9 protein-coding genes are annotated in these 13,519 nt (G+C 70.2%); 4 read left to right on the forward strand and 5 right to left on the reverse strand.

Annotated features, from left to right (window positions below; all coding sequences use genetic code 11):
• Positions 1-50 precede the first annotated feature (50 nt).
• Positions 51-803 (forward strand): rhomboid family intramembrane serine protease, encoded by a 753-nt coding sequence (locus AB0D31_RS21350; RefSeq protein ID WP_362725304.1) that lies wholly within the window; start codon positions 51-53, stop codon positions 801-803.
• Between the two features lie 562 nt (positions 804-1,365).
• Positions 1,366-2,568, forward strand: a complete 1,203-nt coding sequence (locus AB0D31_RS21355) for a serine hydrolase domain-containing protein (protein WP_362725307.1) — start codon at positions 1,366-1,368, stop codon at positions 2,566-2,568.
• A 345-nt stretch (positions 2,569-2,913) separates the two neighbouring features.
• On the opposite strand, the gene argG is transcribed toward AB0D31_RS21355, so the two are convergent.
• The 3 genes from argG to AB0D31_RS21370 form a co-directional block, all read right to left on the reverse strand.
• A complete protein-coding gene (gene argG, locus AB0D31_RS21360; protein ID WP_362725309.1) occupies positions 2,914-4,362 on the reverse strand; it encodes an argininosuccinate synthase in 1,449 nt (482 codons plus the stop codon).
• A gap of 297 nt (positions 4,363-4,659) precedes the next feature.
• Positions 4,660-5,727: a polyprenyl synthetase family protein gene (locus tag AB0D31_RS21365; protein ID WP_362725312.1), complete on the reverse strand. Its 1,068-nt coding sequence runs from the start codon at positions 5,725-5,727 to the stop codon at positions 4,660-4,662.
• Between the two features lie 333 nt (positions 5,728-6,060).
• Complete coding sequence (locus tag AB0D31_RS21370) at positions 6,061-7,320, reverse strand: ROK family transcriptional regulator (RefSeq protein ID WP_362725315.1); 1,260 nt, start codon at positions 7,318-7,320, stop codon at positions 6,061-6,063.
• Between the two features lie 628 nt (positions 7,321-7,948).
• Here AB0D31_RS21370 and AB0D31_RS21375 point away from each other — a divergent pair.
• Together AB0D31_RS21375 and AB0D31_RS21380 are read left to right on the forward strand one after the other, a co-directional pair.
• Positions 7,949-8,620, forward strand: coding sequence for a DUF6445 family protein (locus AB0D31_RS21375; RefSeq protein ID WP_362725318.1), 672 nt, complete (start codon positions 7,949-7,951; stop codon positions 8,618-8,620).
• Positions 8,621-8,790: 170 nt separating this feature from the next.
• The gene (locus AB0D31_RS21380) at positions 8,791-10,854 is read left to right on the forward strand and encodes a phosphocholine-specific phospholipase C (RefSeq protein WP_362725321.1); all 2,064 of its coding nucleotides are present in this window, start codon (positions 8,791-8,793) and stop codon (positions 10,852-10,854) included.
• Between the two features lie 171 nt (positions 10,855-11,025).
• On the opposite strand, the gene metG is transcribed toward AB0D31_RS21380, so the two are convergent.
• Both metG and AB0D31_RS21390 read right to left on the reverse strand, forming a co-directional pair.
• Positions 11,026-12,750, reverse strand: a complete 1,725-nt coding sequence (metG, locus tag AB0D31_RS21385; protein WP_362725324.1) for a methionine--tRNA ligase — start codon at positions 12,748-12,750, stop codon at positions 11,026-11,028.
• Between the two features lie 386 nt (positions 12,751-13,136).
• Positions 13,137-13,519 (reverse strand): NAD-binding protein (locus AB0D31_RS21390; RefSeq protein ID WP_362725327.1); only part of this gene is annotated, 383 nt, incomplete at its 5' end.

Here is a 13,519-nt window from a genome sequence, read left to right on the forward strand (position 1 = left end):
CTACGATGCACCCGGAACGTTTTCGGCCACGGGGCGATGGGGGCACGACGGTGGGCGCGCTGACGCAGGGATGGGACCGGGAGGGGCGGCGCACCGCCGAGGAGATGATCGCGGAGGCGCGCAAGGCGCTCTACGTCATGTTCGGGTTCATGGCGGTCGTCTGGGTTCTGCAAGTGGTCAACTGGGCGGGGGACTACCGCCTCGACAGGGAGTTCGGAGTCGTGCCGCAGGACCTGGGCCGGCTGCCGGCCATCCTCGTCGCGCCGTTCCTGCACTTCGGCTGGGACCACATCGAGGCCAACTCCGGGCCCCTGTTCGTCTTCGGGTTCCTCGCCGCGTACCGGGGCGTGATCCGCTTCCTGTGGCTCACGCTCCTCGTCGCGGTCACCAGCGGGCTCGCCGTCTGGGTCTTCCAGGACACCCACACGCTCGGCGTGGGTGCCAGCGGCGTGATCTTCGGTTACTTCGGATACGTGGTGCTGCGCGGCCTCTTCGACCGGCGGCTGGTCGACACGCTGATCGGCCTGGTGATGGCGGCGTCCTTCGCCTACATGGTGAGCGTCGCCGTCCCCGGCACCCCGGGGGTGAGCTGGCTGGCGCACCTCGGCGGGCTTGTGGGCGGCATGATCGGCGCGTACGTCCTGCGGGACGGGCGCCGTTCCGCGCCGGCCGCCGTGGACGGTGGCCGGGACGGGAGCCGGGGCGGGGGCCCTGTCGTGGGCAAGGCTTCCGCCGCTCCCGCGCCCCTGGACCCGGGCCGCGCCGACCTGCACAAGGAGCTCCGGGACCTCGGCCTGCTCTGAACCGCGGGCCCCGGGCGGGCCCGGCACCGGATCGCTCCCGCCACTGGGTTGTTCTGGGCTGCCCTTCCTCAGCGGGCCGACCCGCTGAGGAAGGGCACCACGGCGAGGACGGTGAGACCGGGGGCGACCTCGGCCCGGACGACCAGGCCTCGTCCGCGCACCAGCCGACGCCGAGCCCCGACGGCAGCGCGAGGACGCCGGGCGCGGTCGGTTCCCAAGCCGTGTGCATACGACAAACCCAGCCGCGCGGCGCGTCACGGTTTCGGCAGTCGCGCAACTCCGGCGCCGCCATGCGGGCACGCGGTTGCGGGCCTAGCGTGGGAAGGGAGTGATGTTCCCACCGCCCGGACCCCATCCCGCGTCCGGGCGCCCTCGTCCGGCAGGAGGCCTGCCCGTGAGGTACTCACAGACCCAGTGGCGCAGAGCGTGTGTGGGGGTCGCGACGGCAACGCTGCTGGCCGCGCCGGTGGCCGCCGCCAGCGCGTACGGGGCCACCGCGCCGCCGGCGCAGTCCGTCCGCACGGCGACGTCGAACTCGCCGTTCGCATCGAACCCTCGGTCCGTGCCAAGCTCTCCGTTCGCGTCGAACTCCTCGTCCGCCGCGTCGAGTTCGCCGTCCGCGTCGAGTTCGCCCTCTACGGAGAGTTCACCCTCCGCGTCGGGCGACTCCGCCTTCGCGCAGCTGAGTCCGGCCGTCGCCGCGCGCTTGGACACCGCCGTCAAGCAGGTCATGCGGGAGGCGAACGTCCCCGGTGTGATGGTGAGCCTGTCGGCCCCCGGCAAGGGCGAGTACGTCCGCACGTTCGGCGTCGCCGACAAGGCGACCGGCGCCCCCATGGCGACCAACATGTACATGCGGATCGGCAGCGAGACCAAGACCTTCACGGTCACCGCGATGCTCGAACTGGTCGACCAGGGCAAGCTCGGCCTCGACGACCCGATCGGCAAGTACATTCCCGGCGTGCCGAACGGAGACAAGATATCGCTCCGTCAACTCGCCCAGATGCGCAGCGGGTTGTTCAACTATTCGGAGGACCCGGGATTCGTCAACGCGCTGCTCTCCCATCCGGAGAAGCCGTTCACGCCGCAGCAGCTGCTGGACTACTCCTTCAAGCATCCGGTGATGTTCCAGCCGGGGAAGCAGTTCTTCTACTGCAACACCAACCTCATCCTGCTCGGCCTGGTGATCGAGAAGGCGAGCGGCATGCCGCTCAACCAGTACCTCGACCAGAAGGTCCTGAAGCCGGCCGGACTGACCCACACCGTCTTCCCGACCGACGCCGCGTTCCCCAGCCCGCACGCCCAGGGTTACACGAACCAGACCCTGAACGGGAAGGTTGCGGTGACCACCAACTGGAATCCGTCCTGGGCCTGGGCGGCCGGCGCGATGATCTCCGACCTCGGGGACCTGAAGAGCTGGGCCCGCACCCTGGCCACCGGCACCCTGCTCTCGCCGCAGACGCAGGCGCAGCGCCTCGAGACCCCGCCGTCAACGATCCCGGGCGCGGGGTACGGCATGGGCATCTTCAACGTGCAGGGGTGGATCGGCCACAACGGTTCACTGCCCGGGTACGAGTCCCTGACGATGTACCTCCCCGAGTCGAAGGCCACGCTCGTCGTGCTGCTCAACACGGACATCACCCACGACAGGAGCGAGCCGAGCACGCTCTTCGGCCAGGCGATCACCAAGATCGTAGTGCCAGGGCATGTGTACAACCTGCCGGTGGTGGAGCCGCACCCGTCCACCTCGGCATCGCCCAAGTAGGGCTGCGCGCGCCCGCGTTGACGCGCGGGAGGTCGCACGGACCACCCTGCGGACTTGAAGGAGCGAGCCCGGGAAGCACGAGCGTCCGGCGATGCGAACGTCCAGTGTCCGGTAGCACGAGCATCCGGTAGCACGAGCATCCGGTGACGCGAAGATCCGGTGACGCGAAGATCCGGTGACGCGAAGATCCGGTGACGCGAAGATCCGGTGACGCGAAGACGGCGAAAGGCCCGCCCCCTGAAGGGGCGGGCCCTGTCGCGTTCTGGCCGCCGACCGAGCGGTGCCCGATTGCTGGGCAGGCGTTGCCCAGCCGGTGCGCCCAGCCGGTGCGACCAGCCGGTGCGCCTAGTCGGTGCCGGACTCCATCGCCGCGCGGTCCAGGAGCTCGTCGTCGCCCGACACTTCGCCGCGCGAGGCGATGACCTCCGCGCCGCCCTCCGGCATGGGCCCGATGAGGCCGGTCGCCGCGGCCTGGGCGGCGCCGATCAGCTCCGGATGCGCCGTGCCCACGATGCCGAGGCCCGCGTACTGCTCCAGCCGGGCACGCGAGTCGGCGATGTCGAGGTTGCGCATGGTGAGCTGGCCGATCCGGTCCACCGGGCCGAATGCGGAGTCCTCGGTGCGCTCCATCGACAGCTTGTCGGGGTGGTAACTGAACGCGGGGCCCGTGGTGTTGAGGATCGAGTAGTCCTCGCCTCGCCGCAGCCGCAGCGTCACCTCGCCGGTGACGGCGGAGCCGACCCACCGCTGGAGCGACTCGCGGACCATCAGCGCCTGCGGGTCCAGCCAGCGGCCCTCGTACATCAGCCGGCCGAGTCGCCGGCCCTCGTTGTAGTACTGGGCGAGGGTGTCCTCGTTGTGGATCGCGTTGACGAGCCGCTCGTACGCCGCGTGCAGCAGCGCCATGCCGGGCGCCTCGTAGATGCCGCGGCTCTTCGCCTCGATGATGCGGTTCTCGATCTGGTCGGACATGCCCATGCCGTGGCGGCCGCCGATCGCGTTCGCCTCCATGACCAGGTCCACCGGCGAGGCGAAGTCCTTGCCGTTGATGGTGACCGGGCGGCCCTGGACGAAGCCGATCGTCACGTCCTCGGTGGGGATCTCCACCGAGGGGTCCCAGAAGCGCACGCCCATGATCGGCTCGACGGTCTCGACACCCGTGTCCAGGTGTTCCAGGGTCTTGGCCTCGTGGGTGGCGCCCCAGATGTTGGCGTCGGTGGAGTACGCCTTCTCCGTGCTGTCGCGGTAGGGCAGGTCGTGGGCGAGCAGCCACTCCGACATTTCCTTGCGGCCGCCCAGCTCGGTCACGAAGTCCGCGTCCAGCCAGGGCTTGTAGATCCGCAGGTGCGGGTTGGCGAGCAGACCGTAACGGTAGAACCGCTCGATGTCGTTGCCCTTGAAGGTCGACCCGTCGCCCCAGATCTGGACGTTGTCCTCCAGCATCGCCCGCACCAGGAGGGTGCCGGTGACGGCACGGCCCAGGGGAGTGGTGTTGAAGTAGGCGCGGCCGCCCGAGCGGATGTGGAACGCGCCACACGCGAGCGCGGCCAGGCCCTCCTCGACCAGCGCCGCCCGGCAGTCGACCAGACGCGCGATCTCGGCCCCGTAGGCCTGGGCGCGGCCGGGCACCGACGCGATGTCGGGCTCGTCGTACTGACCGATGTCGGCGGTGTAGGTGCACGGGACGGCGCCCTTGTCGCGCATCCACGCGACCGCGACGGAGGTGTCGAGGCCGCCGGAGAAGGCGATGCCGACGCGCTCGCCGGCGGGCAGGGAGGTGAGAACCTTGGACATGGGAAGAGTATTCATCATTCCGAATGTTTATGCAAGCGAGGGGGTGGACCCTTCGCGCAGAACCGCCTCCGCTCTCCCGGGCCCGGCCGCTTGGGCTCGGCTCGGGAGCCGGCCCCGAACCCTGCCCCACGTTCGGCCGGACTCCCTTGCCGAGGGCTCAACGGCACCCTTCACAGGGGTAGTTGACCTAGTGCGGCCGTAGGTCTCGATCGTCCCGCCCGAGCGCAGGCAGCGCACCCTCGTCACCGTATTCGCCGGCATGACGAGCCTGACCCTGGCGATGAGCGCCGCCGCTCTCTACCTCGGCGTGAGCCTGGGTGGTTTCATCGGCAGCGCCTTGCTGCAGGGCGGCGTCCCGGTGAGCGCAAGCGTCACGAAGTCGGCGAGAGTGTCGCGCCCCTCGCCGGGTGAGAGCGCTTCCAACGCGTCGACGGCGGCCCCGGCATGTCGGCCGGCCAGGGCGAGTGACTCCTCGATCGCCCCCGACGCCCGCAGGATCGCGGTGAGCGCGACCAGCGCCGAGTGCGGCTCCTCCCGCTCCGTCAGGCAGTCCTCGATCGCGCGCCGGGTGCAGGCGTCGGCGGCGCGGTGGGCGAGCACGACCGGCAGCACCGGCCGGCCGTTCCTGACGTCGCTCGTCGACGCCTTGCCCGCACTGTCCGCATCGCTGGTGTAGGGCAGCAGGTCGTCGTGGACCTGGAAGGCGACCCCGAGATGGTCCGCATACGTGACCAACGAGGCCAGCTCGGCCGGGCTGCCCCCGCCCAGAATGGCGCCGACCTCGCACGCCGCGCGGAACAACGCCGCTGTCTTGAGCCGCACCATCTCCAGATACGGGCCCACCTCGAACACCTGCCGTCCGGCGAGCCGGGCCTCCATGCTCTGCCCCCGGCACAGATCCATCCCGGCCCGTGAGATCGCCGCGACGGCCGTCACCACCCGGTCGGCGGGAACGCCCCGGTCGCGACACTGGGTGAGGGACTCGAAGAGCGAGAAGAACAGCAGGTCGCCCGCGACGATGGCCTCACCGGTCCCGTACCTGTGGTGCGCGGCGGGCCGTCCTCGTCGCACCGTGTCCCCGTCGATGATGTCGTCGTGGATGAGGCTGCCGACGTGCCCGCTCTCGGCGGCGACCGCCGCTGGAAGCGCTCTCAGCGGATCGCCGCCGACGGCCTGCGTGCTCGCGAGAAGCAGGCTGGGCCTGAGCAGTTTCCCCACCGGCAGCAGGGAGTGCCGGCACACCTCGTCGAGTCCGGTCCGCCCGGCGGGCCAGCGCTCCTCGAGTTCCCGAACCACCCCATCGCGCAGCCGGCCCCCCGGCGCGAACACGCCCGGTGCCGTACGAGACGTCTCGATGTCGGTCATGTGCCGAGTCCCGTCTCTATGCGCCGGCCGCTCACGACTGCGTACGGCATTCTCCCCGACCGCCGCCGGAATAGGCAGGAATGGCCGCCCGGTACCCCGGCGCGCGGCGGCCGGACCGGGCGCCGCCGCGCTTCATGGTGCCGGGCGACCGCAACCGACGGCCACACCCGCCACGACCCTCGCGCCGACGAGGCACGGCAGGACGTCTTTTACGGCCCGCCGGACAGAACCGGCCCTGCCGGACGAATCGGACCCGCCGGACAGATTCCCCAGCCGACGACGGCGGAGTACCGCGAACTCCACCACGAGGACCACGCCCACCACTGACGACGCCTACCCGTAGGCGACCGGATCGGCGACGATCCCGCGTACGACGCGGGCGGCCGCGCCCCGGGCCGCGTCCCCCGCGAGGGACGACGCACGCACGCGACCGCTCCCCGCGAGCCACAGCCCGGACACCGCCCGACGCGACAGCTCTCCGTCCACGGCGGGCGCGAGCCAGGGCAGCAATGTGCGGTAGATCCCGCCGAGTACGACCGCGTCCGGATCGAGGAGGTTGACCGCGCCGGACAGGGCGACCCCCAGGGTGCGGCCGGCCCCGGCCAGCGCGCGGAGAGCACTTTCATCGTCCGCCCGCGCCCGGTGTTCCAGCTCCAGGACGCCCGCCGCACCGGCGTTCTCGTCGATCCCCGCTGCCCGCAGCAGCGCCAGCTGGCCCGCATACTGCTCAAGGCAGCCGCGCGAGCCGCAACGGCACTCGGGGCCGTCCGGGTCCACCGGTGTGTGCCCGATCTCGCCGGCGAAGCCGTGCGCGCCGCGCAGCAGCTCGCCGCCGACGACGACCGCCCCGCCCACCCCGATCTCCCCGCTCAGATAGAGGAAGTGGCCGACGCGTCGCTGCGGACCGCCGAACCACAGCTCGGCCAGTGCCGCGAGATTGGCCTCATTGTCCGAAGTGACGTCCGGCGCAGGCGAGTTGGGCCTCAGCTCCGCCAGGGCTTCCCGGAACAGGACCTCGGCTTCGACCTCCTTCCAGCCCAGGTTGGGGGCCTGGCGCACGGCACCCCCGGAGACCAGGCCCGGCAGTGCCAGCTCCACGCCGACCGGATGCAGGCCCTGCTCGGCCGCCGAGTCCAGGGCCCGCGCGGCGATCCGGGCCGCCCGGGTCAGTACGGCGCCCGGCGGCTCACCCCGGTTGTCGAGATGTTCGGTGAGCCGTACGCGGTCGGTGCCCGCGAGGTCCACCACGCACACCGCGACATAGTCGACGTTGACCTCGACCCCGGCTCCGGCCGGACCGCTGCGCGCCGGGGTCAGCATGGTGCCGGGCCGCCCCGCCTGCCCGCTGAACGACTTGCCCGACTCGGTGAGGAACCCGCTGCGGATCAGCTGATCGGCGAGCGAGGACACCGCGGCCCGGGTCAAGCCGGTGCGAGCGGCGGCGCCGGCCCGGCTGAGAGCGCTTTCGTCGTAGACGGCGCGCAGCACAAGGCTGAGGTTGTGCCGGCGCACGGTGTCCTTGTCCGCCTTGGGCGCGAGCGGCGCGGTGCGGCGGGGCGCGGTGTGACGGGGCCCGGTCGAGTGGTCGTCCATATGACTCCGAGCCTAAGCCCAGCTTGGGGCGCGGGAGCGGGGAGCGGGGCGTCGAGAGCGCTCTCGGGCCGGGTGGGAGAGTGGGGGGTGGCGCGTTCTCAGCCGCCGGCTGGTCGACTGAGAGCGCTCTCACGCGTCACCTCCCGTCCCGTCGCGTCGGCCGGACCGGTCGGATCGCAAGCCCGTGGGACCTGGCGTCCCGCCGAACCGGCTGAACCGGCTGAACCGGCTGAACCGGCTGAACCGGCTGAACCGGCTGAACCGGCTGAACCGGCTGAACCGGCCGAACCGGCTGAACCGGCCGCCCTGCCGGATATGCCATCCCGGCGAGCCCCCGGACCGGAGCCGAATCAGCCGAACCGTTCGGGCCGACCCCCCCTCGCGCTCGCTCACACCCCCTCGGGCCCCTCACACCTCCTCGCCCGCCCGTGCGCGACCTGGTTGAATGCGGAGCCGTCTCTTACCGGAGCATGGTTCTTTCTTGCCCTTACTTTTCTTTTCGCGTGATTCTCTGCCGGACAATTGCGAGCCCCCGCCCAAAGCGCCCGCACGTCAATTCCCCGCTATTGGGGGAAGGTTGACCTGTTCAAAGGCAAGCGCGAACCGACCCGCCAGTATGGTCGGCCGCATGCCCCCCATTCGTCCGGCGCTCCCGGTCCTTCCTTATCGCAAGCCCAAACTCGGCCGGGATTACTGGGTGTTGGACGATGTGCTGCCCAACATCGACGACGTGCGGGCACGATGCGTGGCCAAGAGCGACTGGGTCGAGGGGTATCCGTACAAGCCGGAGTCGTGGCCCGGCCTGCGGACCATGCCCGGTCTCCTGCCCGCGGAGCTGGCCCGGGTGGAACGCCTGGTCAAGGCCAGCACGGGGGCGAAGGAGCTCTGGCAGGCCACCGCGCCCGGCGGCGCGACCCTCAACCACAACTGCGTACAGGTCGTCGGCGCCGATGAGAGCGAGCCGCGCCCGCACACCGACTCGCGTGCGCTGTGCCGTTACGCGGCGGTGCTCTACCTCACACCGCAGGCCCCCAAGGACTGCGGCACCAGTTTCTTCCGGCAGAGCCTGCCCGGCGGGGTGCTCGGCGGCAACATGGTGACCGCGCCCCACAACAACCTCGTGGAAGCGCTCGGTACGCGCTTCGTGCCGCCGGATTCCTTTACGGAGGACGTGCGTGTCGCACACCGCTACAACCGGCTCCTGCTCTATACCGCCAACACCATGCACAGTGCGACCGGTTACTGCGGCAGCACCATCGAAGACAAGCGGATGACCGCCGTCTTCTTCTGGATGGCCTAGAAGGGCACAGAAACTCCACAACGTGCGGGGTCCGCCGCCACTTGGGGTTCCTGTTCGTTTGGCGTACTGCTGAGTGTCACAGTGACGACATGGGGGCTTTCGCGGCCCCGGGTGTTCTTGATACACCCCTCTCGCCCCCTGTTCCCTCACGCTTGCAGAGGCCCCCACTCATGGCTGAACTCAATCGGCGCCGGTTCATGCAGCTCGCGGGCGGCACCGCCGCCTTCGCCGCGCTGTCGCAGAGCATCGCGCGGGCCGCCGCCATCCCGGCCGCGGGCAGCACCGGCACCATCCAGGACGTCGAGCACGTCGTCGTCCTGATGCAGGAGAACCGTTCGTTCGACCACTACTTCGGTTCCCTGAAGGGCGTCCGGGGCTTCGGTGACCCGCGGCCCGTCACCCTGCCCAGCGGAAAGTCCGTGTTCCACCAGGTCGGCGCAGGCAAGGAGGTGCTGCCGTTCCGGCCCAAGGCGGACAAGCTGGGACTGCAGTTCATCCAGGACCTCAACCACGACTGGAACGGCAGCCACAAGGCGTTCAACAACGGCAAGTACGACCAGTGGATCCCCGCCAAGACATCCACGACGATGGCCTACATGACGCGCGAGGACATCCCGTTCCACTACGCGCTCGCCGACTCGTTCACCATCTGCGACGCCTACCACTGCTCGTTCATCGGCTCCACCGACCCCAACCGCTATTACATGTGGACGGGCTACACGGGCAACGACGCCACCGGCGGCGGACCCGTCCTCGGCAACGACGAGAAGGGGTACGGCTGGACCACCTACCCCGAGCGGCTGGAGCAGGCGGGCATCTCCTGGAAGATCTACCAGGATGTCGGCGACGGCCTGAACGCGGCCGGTGGCTGGGGCTGGATCAACGACGCCTACCGGGGCAACTACGGCGACAACTCCCTGCTGTACTTCAACACCTACCGCAACGCCACGGCCGGCGACCCCCTCTACGACAAGGCGCGTACCGGCACCAACGCCAAGAACGGCGACGGCTTCTTCGACATCCTCAGGGCCGACGTCGAGGCCGGTACCCTGCCCGAGGTGTCCTGGATCGCGGCACCCGAAGCCTTCACCGAACACCCCAACTGGCCCGCCAACTACGGGGCTTGGTACATCTCCCAGGTCCTGGACGCACTCACGTCCAATCCGGACGTGTGGGCCAAAACGGCGCTGTTCATCACCTACGACGAGAACGACGGCTTCTTCGACCACGTGGTCCCGCCGTTCGTGCCTTCCGGAGCCTCCCAGGGGCTGTCCACCGTCGCGACGGGACCCGACTACTTCCCCGGCAACGCCAGTTACCCGGCCGGACCGTACGGGCTGGGCCAGCGCGTGCCGATGCTCGTCGTCTCGCCGTGGAGCACCGGCGGCTACACCTGCTCCGAGACCTTCGACCACACCTCGATCATCCGGTTCATGGAGCGCCGCTTCGGGGTGCACGAGCCCAACATCTCGCCCTGGCGGCGCGCGATCTGCGGCGACCTGACCTCGGCGTTCGACTTCAGCCGCACCCAGTCCTCGGCACCGTCGCTGCCCTCGACGGACGCGTACGAGCCGCCGGACCACAACAGGCACCCCGACTTCGTGCCGGTGCCGCCCACGACCGGCACCCTGCCCAAGCAGGAGCGCGGCTCGCGCCCCACCCGCCCGCTGCGCTACGCGCCCTTCGTCGACGGCGCCGCCAACGCGAGCACCGGCAAGTTCACCCTCACCTTCGGCGGCGGCGCCTCGGCCGGCGCACAGTTCCTCGTCACCTCGCCCGCCCGCACGGACGGCCCCTGGACGTACACCACGGAGGCGGGCAAGACGATCGCGGACACCTGGAACACGGCCTACTCGGGCGGCGCCACCAACCTCAGCGTCTTCGGCCCCAACGGGTTCCTGCGCACCTTCCAGAACCCCGGCAAGACCGCCGGACCCGAGGTCACCGCCCGGCACAACGCGGGCACCGGGAACCTCGACCTGACCCTGACCAACGCGGGCACGGGCACCGTCCACCTCACGGTCGCCACCGCGGCGGCCTACGGGGGAGCGACCCACACCTTGACGGTGGCCGCCGGCGCCACCGTCCGCTACACCGTGAATCTGCGCTCCAGCGGGAACTGGTACGACGTGTCGGTCACCTCCGACGCCGACTCCACCTTCCTGCGGCGCTTCGCCGGACACGTCGAGACCGGCGCGTCCGGCCTGAGCGACCCGGCGCTGCTCACCGCCTGACCCGAACCCGAACCCGAACGCGCGGCCGAACCCGAACCCGTACGCGCGGCGGCCGCATCCGATCCCGTACGCGTGCCCGCGTCCGTACGCGCACCCCGGGCCTGTACGGGCACCCGCACACGGCCGAAGGGCCCCCGTCCGCAGAGTGGACAGGGGCCCCTCGGGCTTGGCTCACGCCTCGTCGGCGCCGCCGAAACGCTCCCGGTAGGACTCCAGGTCCTCCTCCGTGATCTTCGCGAACAGCACCGGCGGCACGGTGAAGGCGGTTCCGGCCGGAACGGTGCCGAGGGCCCTCGCCTGCTCGGCGGTGACCCAGGTGGCAGTGTCACCGGCGAGCGCGAACGCGGAACGCATCGCCTTCGCCGACGCCGGGATGAACGGCTCCGACACCACCGAGTACAGGTGGATCAGGTTCATCGCCGTACGCAGGGTCAGCGCGGCCGCCTCCGGGTCGGTCTTGATCTCCAGCCAGGGGGCCTTCTCCTCCAGGTAGGAGTTGCCCGCCGACCACAGCGCACGCAGCGAAGCGGCCGCCTTGCGGAACTGGAGCGCCTCCATGTGGCCCTCGTACTCGGCGAGCAGCCCGGCGATCTCCTCGCCCAGCTTCTCCTCCGCCGCCCCGGCCGCCGCGCCCGCCGGGACCTCGTCACCGAAGCGCTTGCGCGAGAACGACAGGACGCGGTTGACGAAGTTGCCGAGGGTGTCCGCGAGATCCTTGTTGACGGTCGCCGTGAAGTGCTCCCAGGTGAACGACGTGTCGTCGGACTCCGGGGCGTTCGCCATCATGAAGTAGCGCCAGTAGTCGGCCGGCAGGATCTCCAGGGCGTCGTGGGTGAAGACACCGCGCCGCTGCGACGTGGAGAACTTGCCGCCGTAGTAGTTGAGCCAGTTGAAGGCTTTGACGTAGTCGACCTTCTTCCACGGCTCGCGCACACCCAGCTCGGTCGCCGGGAACATCACCGTGTGGAAGGGCACGTTGTCCTTGCCCATGAACTCGGTGTACCGGACGTCGGCCGCACCCTCCGGCTCGTACCACCACGACTTCCAGTCCCGGTTCGCCGGGTCGAGGTCCGCCCACTCCTTCGTCGCGCCGATGTACTCGATCGGGGCGTCGAACCAGACGTAGAAGACCTTGCCCTCGGCGGCCAGCTCCGGCCACGTGTCGGCCGGGACCGGAACGCCCCACTCCAGATCGCGGGTGATCGCACGGTCGTGCAGGCCCTCGGTCAGCCACTTGCGGGCGATGGACGAGGCGAGCTGCGGCCACTCGCCGCCGACCCGGTCGATCCACTCCTCGACCTCGCCCTGGAGCTTGGACTGGAGCAGGAAGAGGTGCCGCGTCTCACGGACCTCCAGGTCGCTGCTGCCGCTGATCGCCGAACGCGCTTCCAGCAGGTCGGTCGGGTCCAGGACGCGGGTGCAGTTCTCGCACTGGTCGCCGCGCGCCTTGTCGTAGCCGCAGTGCGGGCAGGTGCCCACGATGTAGCGGTCCGGCAGGAACCGGTCGTCGGCGACCGAGAAGACCTGGCGGATCGCCCGCTCCTCGATGAACCCGTTCTCCCTCAGCTTCCGCGCGAAATGCTGCGTGATCTCGACGTTCTGCTGCGAGGAGCTGCGGCCGAAGTAGTCGAAGGCCAGCTGGAAGCCGTCGTAGATCGCCTTCTGGGTGTCGTGCGCCTGCGCGCAGAACTCGGCGACGGAAAGCCCCGCCTCCTTCGCGGCCAGCTCGGCGGGGGTGCCGTGCTCGTCGGTGGCACAGATGTACAGCACGTCGTGGCCGCGCTGGCGCAGGTAACGGGAGTACACGTCCGCGGGGAGCATCGACCCGACCATGTTGCCCAGGTGCTTGATCCCGTTGATGTACGGCAGCGCGCTGGTGATCAGGTGTCGAGACATCCTCGGATGCTCCTTATGTTCGTACGTGCGGCACCGCGGCGAGGCCACGGCGAACCCAGGTAGGGAGGCCCACCCGGGGACTCACACCAGGTGATACCCCCGCCCGATGGGCAGAGAGCCATGCTATCGAACCGCCCGGGCCCTTCTCGCCGCCGTTTCGGGCCCCACGGGTTGGGTTGCCGCAGCTTCGGGCTCCGCAGCTTCGGGCTCCGCGGATCGGGTTGCCGCGGCTTGGGGCCCCGCGGATTGGATTGCCGCGGCTTGGGGCCCCGCGGATTGGATTGCCGCAGCTTCGGGCTCTACGGATCGGATTACGGACGCGCGGGTGGGCCCGGGGCGCGGCCGAACCAGCGGGGCCGGTGGCCGCACCGGCCCGCCGGGCCCGGTCACTGCTTCGCGCGGCCCGCGAAGTACGTGGCGATCATGTCCTCGGCGCCGTGCCCGGCTGCTTCGGCCCGCGCGAACCGCTCGGCCGACGCCTCGGTCAAGTCGAGCCGTACGCCCGCCTGTTCGGCCGCTTCCAGAATCAGCCGGGTGTCCTTGAGTGCCGTGCTCAGGGCGAAACTGGGGGTGAGATCGCCGGTGAGGAGTGCGGCGGACTTCGCGTGCAGATAGCCGGTGTCCAGCGGGCCGCCCGCGACCGCGTCCAGGAAGAGACGCGGGTCCACCCGGAGCACCAGCCTGGCTTCGGACGACGGTATCCAGCCGATCGCCGACTGGGTCAACGGCTGCCTGTCCGAGTGGTGTGCCGAGGTCGCCGTATGACAGC

It is taken from the genome of Streptomyces sp. NPDC048361 (genome assembly GCF_040651795.1).
Classification (GTDB): domain Bacteria; phylum Actinomycetota; class Actinomycetes; order Streptomycetales; family Streptomycetaceae; genus Streptomyces.

Bases quoted from the DNA above. Each gene is read 5' to 3' on its own strand.
- argG (WP_362725309.1), bottom strand. From the start codon at position 4,362: ATGTCCAAGGTTCTCACCTCCCTGCCCGCCGGCGAGCGCGTCGGCATC.
- AB0D31_RS21365 (WP_362725312.1), bottom strand. From the start codon at position 5,727: ATGACCGACATCGAGACGTCTCGTACGGCACCGGGCGTGTTCGCGCCG.
- AB0D31_RS21370 (WP_362725315.1), bottom strand. From the start codon at position 7,320: ATGGACGACCACTCGACCGGGCCCCGTCACACCGCGCCCCGCCGCACC.
- AB0D31_RS21375 (WP_362725318.1), top strand. From the start codon at position 7,949: ATGCCCCCCATTCGTCCGGCGCTCCCGGTCCTTCCTTATCGCAAGCCC.
- AB0D31_RS21380 (WP_362725321.1), top strand. From the start codon at position 8,791: ATGGCTGAACTCAATCGGCGCCGGTTCATGCAGCTCGCGGGCGGCACC.
- metG (WP_362725324.1), bottom strand. From the start codon at position 12,750: ATGTCTCGACACCTGATCACCAGCGCGCTGCCGTACATCAACGGGATC.